The sequence below is a fragment of the Pseudoalteromonas sp. bablab_jr010 genome, assembly GCF_016464105.1.
In the GTDB taxonomy this organism is placed as follows: domain Bacteria; phylum Pseudomonadota; class Gammaproteobacteria; order Enterobacterales; family Alteromonadaceae; genus Pseudoalteromonas; species Pseudoalteromonas simplex.
The window spans coordinates 118,993-133,172 of the sequence record NZ_JACDWV010000199.1; the positions used below are offsets into that span (position 1 = coordinate 118,993).

Sequence of the window (14,180 nt, forward strand, 5' to 3'; positions counted from 1 at the left end):
CAGCCTTTGGGTAAATACATGTCGTTTGATCTTTATGCACCGCACACTATAAAACAACAAACCCCTATGATGCAGCAGTATCTAAAAATAAAAGCCGAGCATCGGGATATTTTATTGTTTTATCGTATGGGCGACTTTTACGAACTTTTCTTTGATGATGCCAAGCGTGCAGCACAACTTCTTGATATTTCTCAAACCCACCGAGGAAAAGCCGGTGGCGATCCCATTCCAATGGCGGGTGTGCCCTATCACGCAGTAGAGAACTATTTAGCTCGCCTTGTACAAATGGGTGAGTCGGTGGCTATTTGTGAACAAGTTGGCGACCCAGCTACTAGCAAAGGCCCTGTTGAGCGTAAAGTTGTGCGCATTGTTACACCGGGCACTATTTCTGACGAAGCGTTATTACAAGAACGCCAAGACAACTTGCTAACCAGTGTGTGGCAAAGTAAACAAGGCTTATATGGTATTGCTTATTTAGATATTAACTCTGGCAGATTCAATGTATTAGAAGTAAATACTGATGAAGCATTTAGCTCAACATTACAACGTTTAGCCCCTGCTGAGCTGCTCTATAGTGAAACATTTGCAAATGTGCATTTAATTGAACATATCAAAGGCGCACGTCGTCGCCCAGAATGGGAATTTGATTTAGATACTGCACAGCATTTACTTTGCGACCAATTTGGCACCAAAGATTTAGTTGGTTTTGGTGTAGACAAAGCACACGCTGCTTTGGTGGCTGCGGGCTGCTTAATGCAATATGTAAAAGACACTCAACGTATTGCCCTGCCGCATATTCGTGCGATTACCCTTGAGCAAAACGAACACGCGGTGATCTTAGATGCCGCAACCCGTAAAAACCTTGAACTAACAGTTAATTTATCAGGCGGCTACGAAAACACGCTTGCGCAAGTACTTGATAAAACAGCGACTGCGATGGGTTCACGCTTATTAAAGCGTCGTATTCATACACCAGTGCGCAGCAAAACAGAGCTCAACTCTCGACTAAACGCTATTAGTGCAATTATCGATGCGCAATTATGTGGTGAGCTACAAGAGTCATTAAAGCAAATTGGCGACATTGAGCGTGTTATCGCCCGTTTAGCGCTTTGCACAGCACGCCCGCGTGATTTAACGCGCCTGCGTAGCGCACTGCAAGCTCTGGCACCATTACACGAATTACTTCTGGACGCCAACGATCCGCGTATTAGTCAAATAATAGCGCAATCACAGCAATTACCTGAGCTACAAGACTTACTAGAACGTGCTGTCATCGAAACCCCACCGGTACTTATTCGTGATGGGGGTGTTATTGCCCCGGGTTATAACAGTGAGCTTGATGAATGGCGTGCCCTAAGCCAAGGCGCAACCGATATTCTCGAAAAGCTTGAAGAACGTGAGCGTGAACGCACAGGCATTAGCACCTTAAAAATTGGCTATAACAAGGTGCATGGCTTTTTTATTGAAGTAAGTCGCGCTAACTCGCATTTGGTTCCTGCCGATTATATTCGCCGTCAAACGCTAAAAAATAATGAGCGCTATATTATCCCTGAGCTTAAAGAGCACGAAGATAAAGTGCTTGGTAGCCAGTCAAAAGCGCTAGCACTTGAAAAACAGCTTTACGAGCAACTCTTTGAGTTTATTGCTCCGCACATTGAGCAGTTACAAACAATGGCAGCTGTTTTAGCAGATTTAGATGTACTGAACAATTTAGCCGAACGTGCGCAAGCGCTTAATTATGCTAAGCCAACACTGTGCGATAACGATAATATCAGCATTAAACAAGGTCGCCACCCAGTGGTAGAACAGGTAATGAAAGACCCGTTTATTGCCAACCCAGTAGAGCTTAATAACGACCGTAAAATGTTAATTATCACAGGTCCAAATATGGGTGGTAAATCGACCTATATGCGCCAAACCGCACTTATTGTTTTGATGGCTCACATTGGTTGTTACGTTCCTGCTGATAGTGCAGAAATTGGTAATATTGACCGTATTTTTACGCGTATTGGCGCAAGTGATGACCTAGCATCAGGGCGCTCAACCTTCATGGTTGAAATGACCGAAACGGCAACAATTTTAAATAACGCCACAGCGCAATCACTGGTACTGATGGATGAAATTGGTCGCGGTACTTCAACTTATGATGGTTTATCGCTTGCCTATGCAACGGCTGATTATTTAGCATCAAAAATTGCTGCTAAAACTTTGTTTGCAACCCACTATTTTGAGCTAACCGAACTGGCCGAGCAAAAAACGGGGCTGGTTAATGTGCACCTCGATGCCATTGAGCATAACGACACCATTGCCTTTATGCATACCGTGCTTGAAGGCGCAGCAAGCAAGAGCTTTGGTTTACAAGTTGCTGCTTTGGCTGGTGTACCAAAAGCGGTTATCCAACAAGCAAAACAAAAGCTTAAAATGCTTGAGAATCATCAACCTGTTACTGCCCCTATTGAGCAACAACAGCAAACATTAAGTTTTGATGATGAACCTTCAGAGCTTGAATTAACCTTAAAACAGCTTGATCCAGATAGCCTAACGCCAAGACAAGCACACCAACTACTGTATCAATTAAAAGATTTACTTTAAATTTTGAGTGGATGTAAAAAAAGCTGACGTAACGTCAGCTTTTTTGTGTGTTCTGAACCCGTGGGTTCGATACCCTTGATCAGGTATACATTGTTGTCAAATCAGGTGAATTGGTCGAATAGGCTATCTGTACTTAAACCTTCGTGTTGCAAAATGTCTTTTAAGCGACGTAATGCTTCCACTTGAATTTGTCTTACACGTTCACGTGTTAAGCCAATTTCACGACCAACATCTTCAAGGGTTGATGGCTCATAGCCCAGTAAACCAAAACGACGAGCAAGTACTTCACGCTGTTTCGGGTTTAACTCTCCAAGCCAATCAACAATGTGCTTGTTGATGTCATTGTTTTGTACTTCGCCTTCTGGACCGTAGTCTTTCTCATCGGCGATAATATCTAATAACGCTTTGTCATTTTCACCACCGATAGGTGTATCCACCGAGGTGATTTTTTCGTTTAAACGCAGCATCTTAGTAACATCTTCAACCGGCTTATCTAAGCACTCTGCAATTTCTTCTGCAGTAGGTTCATGGTCAAGTTTCTGCGTTAATTCACGGGCTGTTCTTAAATAAACATTAAGCTCTTTGACCACATGAATAGGTAAACGAATCGTACGTGTTTGGTTCATGATGGCACGTTCAATGGTTTGACGTATCCACCAAGTTGCATAAGTTGAAAAACGAAAACCACGTTCTGGGTCAAATTTCTCAACGGCTCTGATAAGGCCTAAATTACCTTCTTCAATAAGGTCTAGTAGCGCAAGGCCACGGTTGTTATAGCGGCGGGCAATTTTCACCACTAAACGTAAATTACTTTCAATCATTCGCTTGCGAGAGGCTTCACAGCCTTTCAGTGCTTTTCGAGCAAAATAGACTTCTTCTTCTGCGCTTAACAGCGGAGAAAAACCAATCTCACCAAGATACAGCTGTGTAGCATCTAAATTCTTGGCAACTTCTTCTTTTGCAAAAATTTCATCTTCGTTGTCGACTTCTTCAAGTAATTCAGAAGACTCTTCTTCGACTACCGTGTCATCAAATTTATCGTCAATCGCGTCAGTTTTTTTCTCAAGTTTTGCTGTGTGACCCATAAGCGTCCTCCCGAGCAAATATGTGATTGAGCTAAATCACTTTATCAATACCCTAAATGGCTAAGGTAGATACTTAGCAGGATTGACTGCTTGACCCCGATAACGAATTTCAAATCTCAAAGCCGTAACCGTAGAGTCTGAACTGCCCATTTCTGCTATTTTCTGCCCCGCCTTTACTTCCTGTTTTTCCTTTACAAGCAACTTTGAATTGTGCGCGTATGCACTTAGGTAATCATCATTGTGTTTCAAAATGATTAAATTACCATACCCCCTCAATGCGTTGCCCGCGTATACCACAGTTCCATGTGCAGCAGCTACAACAGAAGCCCCTTGTTTATTAGTGATCTGTAACCCTTTAAAGCCGTTCTCTTTATTAGAGAAGCGTTGCGTTACTTTACCTTTAGCAGGCCAGTTCCATACAACTTTTGCATTAGAATTACGTTTTTTTTCACTAATTATTTTGTTGGCTTGTTTCTGAACATACTCTCGTTGTTTTGGCTGATCAAGCTCTTTCTTTAATTTTTTGTTATTTTTTTGTATAGAAACAGTAGACTTTTTACTCGAATTCGTATATTTTTTCGTCTTTTTTTGTTTTTGTGCCGATTTTATGAGCGAAATATTCTGCCCAGGGAAGATGGTATAAGGTGCTGGAATATCGTTTATTTTTGCGAGGGTTCGAAAATCTTGCTGAGCACTAAAGGCAATTGAATACAATGTATCACCTTTTTTAACTACATATTTTGAACCTGAGATATTAACTTTGCGTGTGGCGGGTTTAACTTTATTATCTAAACTACTCACCGGTGCTGGGGCTTCGCGAGAAGTACAGCCAAAGAGCAAAATACTAAGAAACAAAGTAACATAGACTGTTATCTGCCTGCTCATCGTAAAATGCTCCTTATCGTACTAGTTTAATGGTTTTACGGGTTATCGCAGTAAAAAGTACGCAACCACAACTAAAACAACTAATCCCCAGCCAAGCGCTTCAACATATTGACGTAATTTCTGCTCCATTTTAACGCCGCCCCACTTCATTAAAGCCGACACTAAGAAAAAGCGTGCGCCACGACCAATTGCCGAAGCAATTAGAAACGGCAGAAATGCCATTTGCATCAAACCAGCACCTATGGTGAAAACCTTATAAGGTATGGGGGAGAATCCCGCTAAAAACACCACCCACACACCGTAGTTTTCAAACCAACTTAGCGCTGTGTCAAATTTCGCTTGCCAACCCATTTGCGCAATCAGCGGCTCGACCACAGGTTCGAATAACCAAAAGCCAAGTAAGTAACCTAAAATACCACCAATCACTGAAGCAATCGTCGTAAAGCTGGCAAAACGCCATGCTTTATCTGGTTGAGCAAGTGACATAGGTGCTAGCATGACATCCGGTGGTACCGGAAAAAAAACAGATTCAGCAAAACTCATCCCTGCTAAATAACGCTCTGCATGGCGATGTTTAGCCCATACCAGTGCCATATCATATAACTTAGTAAACAACTTCAAAGTTTAACGTCCTATTCAATATCACCAGGTACCAAAGGTACAAATCTTACTGGTGCGACTTTATGTTCTGTGAAAGTATCGCCATTTCTAACGACCATCATTAATTGCTGATCTTGCTCACCGATAGGTGCAATCATAACGCCCCCATCAGCCAATTGAGCAAGTAACCCTTGTGGCATAGTGGCGGCTGCAGCTGTAACAATAATCCCCTCAAACGGCGCTTGTGATTGCCAGCCTTGCCAACCATCACCATGTTTCATGGTGACATTATATAAATCGAGTTTGTGCAAACGGCGTTTTGCTTGCCACTGTAGTGCTTTTATACGCTCTACCGAGCACACTTTAGTGAACGTTTTTGCCAGTATTGCCGTTTGGTAGCCAGACCCTGTGCCAATTTCGAGCACTTTATCACGTACGCCCGCTAAGCGAAGTAGCTCAGTCATACGTGCGACAATATAAGGCTGCGAAATCGTTTGTCCTTGACCAATTGGCAATGCGGTATTTTGATAAGCTTTGTGCTGTAAAACATCATCGATAAAAATGTGTCTGGGTGTTGAGGCTATCGCTTCAAGCACAGTGCTGTCTTCTACACCTTCGCGTTTCAATAACTCTGCTAATGCCAGTGCGCTGCGATTATAATTAGTCAGCACTATTAATCTCCATATTTGCTAACCAGCTATCGACTGCTTGTAAACTTTCTTTCGCTGTCATATCAACACTAAGCGGGGTCACTGATGCGTAACCATTATTTATGGCGTAAAAATCAGTGCCTTCACCTGCATCACTTTCAGCACCAAGGGTACCATACCAATAAATGTCACGGCCCCATGGGTCTTGTTGTTTCGTCATGGTTTCAGCTTTATGACGCGAACCTAAACGGGTTACCTTGACTCCTTTTAGCTCAGTAAGTGGAATATCTGGTACGTTTAAGTTGATGATTTGATCTTTCGGTAATGGGTGCGATGCCAACTCTTTGATAATACTCACCGCAATCGCAGCTGCAGTTTCAAAGTGATTTCCTTCTTTAGAGCATAACGACACAGCAATCGCTGGCAGTCCTAAGTGGCGACCTTCAGTGGCGGCGGCAACAGTACCTGAATACAAGGTATCATCACCTAAATTGGCGCCGTGGTTTATTCCGGCTACCACGAGATCTGGCTGCTGCTCGGTTAACTCGTTAACCCCTAAGTGTACACAGTCAGTCGGCGTGCCATTAATTGAAATGAAACCATTATCAAGGGTAGTTGCACGCAGCGGATTCATTAACGTTAATGAATTACTTGCGCCACTGCAATTGCGATCTGGCGCCACTAAGGTCACATCTGCAATTTGCGTTAATGCATGATACAAAACCGCAATCCCTTTAGCATGTACGCCATCATCATTGCTCAATAAGATTTTCATTTACGCATCCTTTTGTTTTTGTTCTCTGGGGCTTGCATCTTGATAGTCCACCAACTCACGCAGTAAGGCAGTAGCAAAACAGCCTTTTGGTAGACCAAAACTTAACTTTAAAGTAGTTTCGTCAATCGTTTCAACGGCTAATGAGTCAGGAATAAGGCGTAACATTCTACGCTCATTCTTAAGGCCAAGTTCGCTAAGGCCCCCTATCCAAGATTGATAAGGCTCGAGCCACACTTTTTCGGTTTCGGTCAGGCCTTTTTCGCCTTTACCAACCATGGGGGCCGACATCACAATATCACCAGACGCTAAGCGAGCAATATTGTCATCACTAATGTTGTCTTCAAAAAATGCATTACTGCCGCTGAGCATAAACACTTCGCGGTGCATTGTTTTTGCAAGGCCATGCTCGGCAACCCGCATACTCACAATTTCATTAAATACATAAGATCGTGCAGCTGAAATAACTAAACCACGCAATTTTTTATCGCGGATACGCTCTCCAGCAAACATGCGCTTTGCCATTTCAAGGTTGTGACCACCATGCCCAAAGCGCTGCTCACCAAAGTAATTAGGCACCCCTGCACGCACCGCGTTGATACGGCACAAAATATCCAGCGGCTCAGTCACGTTGCGTAACGTAATGGTAAAGCGATTGCCTTTATGGCAACCCGTTCTGAGCTTACGGTTATGGCGCTGTTGCGAAATTACAAAAAATTGCTCGTTATTCAGTTCACTAAATTCTATGTGCTTTTTAATTGGTACTGGCACGCTAAACCACTGTGTACACACGCCATGACGGTCTTTTAAGCCTGCATAACTCACATCACGTGGAGATACCCCTGCTTTTTCGGCAATGCGTTTCGCAATAAACTGAGTATTTTCGCCTTTTTTTACAACCTGCAAGCAAACATGTTCACCAGAACCAGTAAACTCAATTCCTAAGTCTTCATCAACCATGAAGTCTTCGGCGTGAGTTTTAAAGTCAGCCTTAGAAAGAGGTTTACCGTATAGGTAGTTTAACTCACTCATGCGCTTAGTTTGCTCATAATCACCACTGCGTGGCTTGAAATACCTTCTTTGCGGCCTTCAAACCCTAGCTTCTCTGTGGTTGTTGCTTTCACATTAACTTGTGAAATATCAGCTTCAAGGTCTTGGCATAAGTTTTCACGCATTGCTTGAATATGTGGCAACATTTTTGGTGCTTGCGCAACAATCGTGACATCGGCATTGCCAAGTACGTAACCTTGCTCTTTAGCAAGCCCAACCACGTGGCGTAGTAAAATTCGGCTATCAATATTTTCGTATTCGCTCGCAGTGTCTGGAAAATGCTTGCCAATATCCCCCATTGCTAATGCACCTAAAATAGCATCACACAATGCGTGAATGGCAACATCACCATCTGAATGCGCTAAAAAGCCTTGTGGGTAATCTATTTTTTCACCACAAATTACCAACGGGCCTTCGCCGCCAAATTTGTGTACATCAAAGCCATGGCCAATTCGAATCATGAGGTACTCTCGTTTTGTTGTTTTTGCAGTAAAAATGCTGCTAAATCTAAATCTTCTGGGGTGGTGATTTTAATATTGTCACTGCGACCGGCAACCAGCTTAACAGGCTGCTTAGCCCATTCAATTGCCGATGCTTCATCAGTGATAGTCACACCATTTTTAAGGGCACTTGATAGCGCATTAGTCAGCGCTTGATAAGGGAAAAACTGAGGAGTGAGTGCCTGCCATAAATCATCACGAGGCACTGTTTGCTCACTGTGGGTATGACCGCGCTTAATGGTGTCTTTTACTTTTGACGCTAAGATACCGCCTTCATTGGCAGCGATGCATTCTGTCATTAAACGCTGGATATCAGCCAAACACACTAACGGCCTTGCCGCATCGTGCACAAGTACCCAATCAGGTGGGTTATCAGCAAGTGATAGCAAGGCGTTAAGCACTGAATCAGCGCGCTCTTTACCACCACTCACACGCTCAATACGCTTATCTATGTGTGGTAAATCAGCAAAGTAGCCGTCATCATCGCTAATTGCTACTTTGATGGTGTTTAATTCGTTAAGTTCTGCAAGTTTACTCAGGGTGTGTTCTAAAATAGTTTTACCCGCCAGTTCAATATACTGCTTTGGCGCCGAATGCTGCATTCGACTCCCTACCCCCGCAGCGGGAACAATGGCGGTTATAGTTTGCTTAATTTTCATTTTGTTGTTGGCCCGGCAAAACGCGAATAAAGGTTTCGCCAGGTTTAATCATTCCTAATTCATTACGCGCGCGCTCTTCGATACCTTCTTGACCAAGCTTTAGATCTTTTATATCTGCTTTAAGTACAGTATTGCGCTTTAATAATTTCGCGTTAGTGTCTTGATGAGAGGTAACCGCTTGTTTCAGACGAGTGTAATCTTGCACACCATTATGACCAAACCATAAACGATATTGCAGAAATAAAGCCAAACATAACAAGGCGAATTGAAAAACCCGCATTGAACACTCCTTCGCGGTTAAATTAAGTCAAAGGGCGTTTTAAATTACGCCAATTTATATTGCTTGCTAGTAGCATTTCTCTTAATGACAAACGCTTAGGTGTGATGCGTTTATTAAATTGCCATTGATGACCGCAACACGCCGCCGCCATCACTGCCTTTGCAGGCTTAAGCAGTTGAATATGCGTGTTTTCTAGCGATTCACCTGAAGTATCAAACCAACCAAGCTCGTTGCAATGTACCTTATTGTCGCTTACTTGATCTAAGCTGTCTATGCGCACAGTTGTACATTGCTCGTCATTAATTAGCACGGGAACAATTAACCCGCGCTTAGCATGTTGACTATAAAAGTCTTTTGAGTCTTTTTTATTATAAACAGGTGGCGTTGTTTTTTGTTTTTCAAGCCAACTGCCATTTTGTGAATCAAGCTGTAATGGTGCATCGCCACTAACTATACGCATGGCTAAACGCTCAATATAGTAAGGCAAACTTGCCAATAAGCGTTTAAGCCTTGCAGTATCAGGTTCATCGACTAAACGCGGGATCTCACGAGCATAAAATGCATTACATAACTGCGCATACAAAGCACGTTCGGCATCAGTTTGCCAAATTTCGGCTTGTTGCGAGTGTTCGCTCTGTGAAGTTGGTTTAGACAATGCGCGCTCTTATAAAACAATTGCTTGACTGTTTTATAGCATAGAGCGTTTATTGAGCGCTACTTTACTGCACCTTTTTTACCCAACTTTGCGTTACCAGTTTCTAAAAACTGCACTACTGCATCACGCTTTTTACCTAACAACAAACTACCATCTGCTAAAAACATAAAGTTTTGCCAACAACGCTTAAAAACGGCAAAGCTGGTTTCAATGATATTATCGCGAGCCATACAAAAATAAACAGTGGTATTAGCTTCCCACGCTAAGTGGTTTAGGATTTCTTCAGGTAACTGCTCGTCGCCCGCTTCCCATGCGTTTTCCCAGTTAATGGTCTCTGAAAAGCTGTCGTCTTTGCCGCACCAATCTGTTTTATCAAAAAAGTCAGGGTGATCATGTTCGCGGCTCACCATAGTAGTCCATAAGACCGCAGCGCGTTCAGCGCTCATTGGTTTAATTTGTGCTGCGTCTTCGCTGCTTATCGGCATATCTTTATGACGAAAAACCCAGGCTTTTTTGTATTCATCTAACGAAATATAATTCATAGTTTAGGCAGTTTGTTTCAGCGTAAAATGTGCAAACTGCAATTATACCCAAATGACTCCAAGATGCGAGATAAACACATGACAATCAAACCCGGTATTTACCAACATTACAAAGGCCCAAAATACAAAGTTGAATATATTGCTACCCACAGCGAAACGAATGAGCCACTGGTAATTTATCAAGCGCTATACGGCGAATTTGGTATGTGGGCACGCCCACTTAGTATGTTTACAGAAGTAGTTACTGTAGAGGGCAAAACGGTACCGCGTTTTGCATACCTTTCAGACGCCGACTAACTGTGGCATCATGACGTTATTAATCACTGCTCAGACCAGATAAGGTGACATCGTGCTTTTTAATTCAACCGATAACTACATTGCCAGTAACTCATTAAAACAAGCGGTTAACGCAGCGATCTTGCTTGAAAAACCCCTGCTTATAAAAGGTGAACCCGGCACAGGTAAAACCATGCTGGCCGAGGAGCTTGCAAAAAGCTTAGACACCACGCTAATTCAATGGCACATCAAATCAACCACTAAAGCGCAGCAAGGCCTGTATGAATATGATGCGGTATCGCGCCTTCGCGACAGCCAGTTAGGTGACGAGCGAGTGCACGATATCAGCAACTACATTGTAAAAGGGAAATTATGGCAAGCCTTTACCTATGGTGAGCAACATAACAAGCGTCCTGTGCTATTGATTGATGAAATCGACAAAGCCGATATTGAATTTCCCAACGACTTGCTATTAGAGCTCGATAAGATGGAGTTTCATGTTTATGAGACCGGCGAGCGAGTTATTGCAAAGCAACGTCCGATTGTGATCATTACGTCGAATAACGAAAAAGAGCTGCCAGATGCCTTTTTACGTCGTTGTTTTTTCCATTACATTGATTTTCCTAGTAGTGAAGAAATGGCGCAAATTATCGATGTGCATCACCCGCATGTTAAACAAGATTTAGTACGCCAAGCACTTGAGGTGTTCTTTAATCTACGTGACGTAAACGGCATTAAGAAAAAGCCATCAACCAGCGAATTACTCGACTGGTTAAAGCTACTGATGGCCGAAGATATTGATGCTAAAACACTGCATGATAAAAGCCAAAAAGGCGGCTTAATGCCCATGTTTGGCGCGTTATTAAAAAACGAGCAAGACATTAGCTTAGTCGAAAAACTTGCGTTTATGAGCCGCCGTTAAGATGTTAATTGCGTTTTTCTTTAAGCTTCGCGAATACCGCTTACCTGTTAGTTTGCGAGAGCTACTTGATTTGATCAATGCGCTCAAGCAAGGGGTTATTTTTGCCGATGTTGACGCGTTTTATTACTTAGCGCGTACCATCATGGTAAAAGATGAAACCCACTTTGACCGTTTTGATAAAGCCTTTGCAGATTACTTTAGTGGCGTGGCCGACCTTGATCTGCTCGAAAGCTTAAAACAGCAACATGCCTTGCCTGATGATTGGCTACGCAAAGAGTTTGAAAAACACTTAAGCGAAGAAGAAAAGGCGCAATTACAAGCCATGGGCGGCCTTGATAAACTCATGGAAACCCTCAAGCAACGCCTTGAAGAGCAGCAAAAGCGCCATGCTGGAGGTAATAAGTGGGTAGGTACCGGTGGCACTTCGCCATTTGGCGCCTATGGTTATAACCCTGAAGGTGTGCGCATAGGCCAAGACGGTAACCGACATCGCCGTGCAGTAAAAGTATGGGATAAACGCAGCTACCGAAACCTTGATAGTGACCGTGAAATTGGCTCGCGCACCATTAAACTCGCTCTAAAAAAACTGCGTAAATTTGCCCGTACTGGCGCCAGCGATACTCTCGATTTAACCGAAACCATTCGCGCAACCGCAAAACAAGGCGGCATGCTCGATGTAAAAATGGCACCAGAGCGCCATAATGCGGTAAAAGTATTGATGCTATTTGATATCGGCGGTTCAATGGATGATTACATTCATACCTGCGAAGAGTTATTTAGCGCCGCCCACAGCGAGTTTAAACACCTTGAGTTTTACTATTTTCATAACTGTTTGTATGAGCATGTTTGGCAAGACAACGAACGTCGTCACTCTAACGTCATTGATACCATGACCTTGATTAACAAGTTCACCAGCGACTACAAGGTGATCTTTGTTGGCGATGCCACCATGGGCCCTTACGAAATCGCCTACCCCGGTGGCAGCGTTGAGCATTGGAATGAAGAGCCCGGTAGCGCTTGGTTAAACCGCATAACCAATCACTTTGATAAAGTCGCTTGGCTCAACCCACAGCCCGTTGAACACTGGCGCTATTATCAATCAATTGATTTTATAAAGCAGTTAATGGATAACCGCATGTACCCACTCACGCTAGATGGGATTAGTAATGCGATTAGGGAGTTGAGTTAGAGCTATCAGCCGTCAAACAGCATAAAAACTGAGAAATGAATGTAAAGTTATAATTGTTTATAAATACAAATAACTAAGCCCCTTCTCGATCAGCTATAAACTGACGGCTGAAAGCTGACAGCTCCCATTTACATTCCCTTCCAAACCAAAAACACTAGCGCAAAGCCCACTAAATAAACCAATCCTAGCCAGCTTAGGGTGCGTAATAAAGGTGAGTGATGAATGCTGGGTTCTGAGCGCACTAAACTAAAGTTCAGCCATGCAAATACAGGCGTGGTTACAAAAGCGAGGGTCATAGCAAAAGTGAGCATTGGGCCAAGGGCTGATTTAAAGAATAAAATCACTGCCATGCCAGCAAATGCTTGCAGTAATAACCACATATTTAAACTGTGTTTAGATTGTTTAATCGGTAGCAGTTTATGTGACTCATTTAATGTTCTGGCGTAGCCATCAAGCACTGTTAGCGTGGTGCCAAACATACATAAAAAAGCAATACCTGAAACCAGCGGCCTTGCCCACTCGCCCATGGTAAGGGCATACATATCAATTAATTGCTTTGCAAAGGCGACTCCACCTAATTGCACAGCCTGTGCTTGGCCATATTGCACTAATACGCCTAATGAGAAAAACACTAACGCAAGTGCTGCGGTAAGCCAGTAGCCCAAATTAAAATCAAACAAGCCTTGTTGCTTTGTCACTGGTTGTTGGTGCTGCTTTTCTTTTAGCCACAGTGAGCTAATTGCTGATATTTCGATAGGCGCAGGCATCCAGCCCATGAGAGCGACCATAAAGCCGAGCATAGCAAGTTCGTACGGCGACGGCCCCACATAGTCAACTGGCGCCATAGCACCATTATTAATTGCCACTACCAACGCAGCCACAGTTGTAACCGTTAACAGCCCCATAATGAGCTTTGAGACATTATCGAGCGCTTTAAAATGCCCTAACAACAAAATAAGCAAACACACAGCTAAAATCAGCCAGCATAATAAGGTTACAGAAATTGTGACAGGTAATGCATAGTGCAGTAGGCTGGCCGTTAATAATAAAACCCCCGCAGTATTCACTACGGCGGCGACTATATTAAGCGCAATAAAGCTATAGAAATACCCAGGTCCTTTTTGCTTGTAGCCCTCAACTAAACTTTGTTTGGTCGCAAGGGTGTACTCCATGCCAAATCGAAAGAATGGATACTTCAATACGTTTACTACAATGATTAGCCAAAATAGCTGCCAGCCGAATAACGACCCGGCTTGTGTTGATGCTACTAGATGTGAGCCACCAATGGCGGCTGTAGCCATTAAAACCCCCGGCCCTAAAGCATTTAATTTAGACTGCCAATTTGATACTGCTGATTGCATAAGTTGTGTGTGTTTTATTCTTAGTTACAAGCAACTTACAGCGTTTTAGGTGAGATTGGAAGCAGAGCAAGTTAGCAAGTTAGCAAGTTAGCAAGTTAGCAAGTTAGCAAGTTAGCAACACTAGACTGCCTACCACTTATGTCAAGCCGTTGTTTTTTAATC

At 43.1% G+C, this 14,180-nt stretch carries 16 protein-coding genes; 4 read left to right on the plus strand and 12 right to left on the minus strand.

Going from position 1 to position 14,180, the window contains the following annotated elements:
* Nucleotides 1–18: 18 nt before the first annotated feature.
* Entirely contained in the window at nucleotides 19–2,592 is a 2,574-nt protein-coding gene (mutS, locus tag JIG37_RS20245) for a DNA mismatch repair protein MutS (RefSeq protein WP_138618548.1), read from the plus strand.
* Nucleotides 2,593–2,693: 101 nt separating this feature from the next.
* On the opposite strand, the gene rpoS is transcribed toward mutS, so the two are convergent.
* Genes rpoS through JIG37_RS20300 form a run of 11 tightly spaced genes read right to left on the minus strand, consistent with a single transcriptional unit; the run spans nucleotide 2,694 to nucleotide 10,270 of the window.
* Nucleotides 2,694–3,677, minus strand: a complete 984-nt coding sequence (gene rpoS / locus JIG37_RS20250) for an RNA polymerase sigma factor RpoS (protein ID WP_054551147.1) — start codon at nucleotides 3,675–3,677, stop codon at nucleotides 2,694–2,696.
* Nucleotides 3,678–3,737: 60 nt separating this feature from the next.
* Nucleotides 3,738–4,562, minus strand: coding sequence for a peptidoglycan DD-metalloendopeptidase family protein (locus JIG37_RS20255; RefSeq protein ID WP_054551146.1), 825 nt, complete (start codon nucleotides 4,560–4,562; stop codon nucleotides 3,738–3,740).
* A 42-nt stretch (nucleotides 4,563–4,604) separates the two neighbouring features.
* Entirely contained in the window at nucleotides 4,605–5,183 is a 579-nt protein-coding gene (locus tag JIG37_RS20260; protein WP_054551145.1) for a YqaA family protein, read from the minus strand.
* Between the two features lie 11 nt (nucleotides 5,184–5,194).
* Nucleotides 5,195–5,833 (minus strand): protein-L-isoaspartate(D-aspartate) O-methyltransferase, encoded by a 639-nt coding sequence (locus tag JIG37_RS20265; protein WP_054551144.1) that lies wholly within the window; start codon nucleotides 5,831–5,833, stop codon nucleotides 5,195–5,197.
* The gene (gene surE, locus JIG37_RS20270) at nucleotides 5,823–6,587 is read right to left on the minus strand and encodes a 5'/3'-nucleotidase SurE (RefSeq protein ID WP_138599729.1); all 765 of its coding nucleotides are present in this window, start codon (nucleotides 6,585–6,587) and stop codon (nucleotides 5,823–5,825) included. Before surE ends, JIG37_RS20265 begins: the two co-directional genes overlap by 11 nt.
* On the minus strand, nucleotides 6,588–7,616 hold the full coding sequence (locus JIG37_RS20275; RefSeq protein WP_199530165.1) for a tRNA pseudouridine(13) synthase TruD: 1,029 nt from the start codon (nucleotides 7,614–7,616) through the stop codon (nucleotides 6,588–6,590).
* On the minus strand, nucleotides 7,613–8,095 hold the full coding sequence (ispF, locus tag JIG37_RS20280; protein ID WP_054551141.1) for a 2-C-methyl-D-erythritol 2,4-cyclodiphosphate synthase: 483 nt from the start codon (nucleotides 8,093–8,095) through the stop codon (nucleotides 7,613–7,615). Before ispF ends, JIG37_RS20275 begins: the two co-directional genes overlap by 4 nt.
* Nucleotides 8,092–8,793: a 2-C-methyl-D-erythritol 4-phosphate cytidylyltransferase gene (gene ispD, locus JIG37_RS20285; protein ID WP_054551140.1), complete on the minus strand. Its 702-nt coding sequence runs from the start codon at nucleotides 8,791–8,793 to the stop codon at nucleotides 8,092–8,094. Before ispD ends, ispF begins: the two co-directional genes overlap by 4 nt.
* Nucleotides 8,783–9,073 (minus strand): cell division protein FtsB, encoded by a 291-nt coding sequence (gene ftsB / locus JIG37_RS20290; RefSeq protein ID WP_054551139.1) that lies wholly within the window; start codon nucleotides 9,071–9,073, stop codon nucleotides 8,783–8,785. The genes ispD and ftsB overlap by 11 nt, the downstream gene beginning before the upstream one ends.
* 22 nt (nucleotides 9,074–9,095) lie before the next feature.
* On the minus strand, nucleotides 9,096–9,728 hold the full coding sequence (locus JIG37_RS20295; protein WP_054560904.1) for a hypothetical protein: 633 nt from the start codon (nucleotides 9,726–9,728) through the stop codon (nucleotides 9,096–9,098).
* A 59-nt stretch (nucleotides 9,729–9,787) separates the two neighbouring features.
* Entirely contained in the window at nucleotides 9,788–10,270 is a 483-nt protein-coding gene (locus JIG37_RS20300) for a DUF2947 domain-containing protein (RefSeq protein ID WP_138599731.1), read from the minus strand.
* A 78-nt stretch (nucleotides 10,271–10,348) separates the two neighbouring features.
* Between JIG37_RS20300 and JIG37_RS20305 the strand changes: the two genes are divergently transcribed.
* Genes JIG37_RS20305 through JIG37_RS20315 form a run of 3 tightly spaced genes read left to right on the plus strand, consistent with a single transcriptional unit; the run spans nucleotide 10,349 to nucleotide 12,657 of the window.
* Nucleotides 10,349–10,567 carry a DUF1653 domain-containing protein gene (locus tag JIG37_RS20305; RefSeq protein ID WP_138599734.1) on the plus strand — a complete coding sequence of 73 codons (219 nt, stop codon included), beginning with the start codon at nucleotides 10,349–10,351 and terminating at the stop codon, nucleotides 10,565–10,567.
* A 52-nt stretch (nucleotides 10,568–10,619) separates the two neighbouring features.
* Complete coding sequence (locus JIG37_RS20310) at nucleotides 10,620–11,468, plus strand: MoxR family ATPase (RefSeq protein ID WP_054560907.1); 849 nt, start codon at nucleotides 10,620–10,622, stop codon at nucleotides 11,466–11,468.
* 1 nt (nucleotide 11,469) lies between these two features.
* Nucleotides 11,470–12,657 carry a VWA domain-containing protein gene (locus JIG37_RS20315; protein WP_054551134.1) on the plus strand — a complete coding sequence of 396 codons (1,188 nt, stop codon included), beginning with the start codon at nucleotides 11,470–11,472 and terminating at the stop codon, nucleotides 12,655–12,657.
* 128 nt (nucleotides 12,658–12,785) lie between these two features.
* Here the strand turns inward: JIG37_RS20315 and JIG37_RS20320 are convergent, their stop codons facing one another.
* Entirely contained in the window at nucleotides 12,786–14,018 is a 1,233-nt protein-coding gene (locus JIG37_RS20320) for a divalent metal cation transporter (protein WP_199530166.1), read from the minus strand.
* Nucleotides 14,019–14,180 lie beyond the last annotated feature (162 nt).

Bases quoted from the DNA above. Each gene is read 5' to 3' on its own strand.
- mutS (WP_138618548.1), top strand. From the start codon at position 19: ATGTCGTTTGATCTTTATGCACCGCACACTATAAAACAACAAACCCCT.
- rpoS (WP_054551147.1), bottom strand. From the start codon at position 3,677: ATGGGTCACACAGCAAAACTTGAGAAAAAAACTGACGCGATTGACGAT.
- JIG37_RS20255 (WP_054551146.1), bottom strand. From the start codon at position 4,562: ATGAGCAGGCAGATAACAGTCTATGTTACTTTGTTTCTTAGTATTTTG.
- surE (WP_138599729.1), bottom strand. From the start codon at position 6,587: ATGAAAATCTTATTGAGCAATGATGATGGCGTACATGCTAAAGGGATT.
- JIG37_RS20275 (WP_199530165.1), bottom strand. From the start codon at position 7,616: ATGAGTGAGTTAAACTACCTATACGGTAAACCTCTTTCTAAGGCTGAC.
- ispF (WP_054551141.1), bottom strand. From the start codon at position 8,095: ATGATTCGAATTGGCCATGGCTTTGATGTACACAAATTTGGCGGCGAA.
- ispD (WP_054551140.1), bottom strand. From the start codon at position 8,793: ATGAAAATTAAGCAAACTATAACCGCCATTGTTCCCGCTGCGGGGGTA.
- ftsB (WP_054551139.1), bottom strand. From the start codon at position 9,073: ATGCGGGTTTTTCAATTCGCCTTGTTATGTTTGGCTTTATTTCTGCAA.
- JIG37_RS20300 (WP_138599731.1), bottom strand. From the start codon at position 10,270: ATGAATTATATTTCGTTAGATGAATACAAAAAAGCCTGGGTTTTTCGT.
- JIG37_RS20305 (WP_138599734.1), top strand. From the start codon at position 10,349: ATGACAATCAAACCCGGTATTTACCAACATTACAAAGGCCCAAAATAC.
- JIG37_RS20315 (WP_054551134.1), top strand. From the start codon at position 11,470: ATGTTAATTGCGTTTTTCTTTAAGCTTCGCGAATACCGCTTACCTGTT.
- JIG37_RS20320 (WP_199530166.1), bottom strand. From the start codon at position 14,018: ATGCAATCAGCAGTATCAAATTGGCAGTCTAAATTAAATGCTTTAGGG.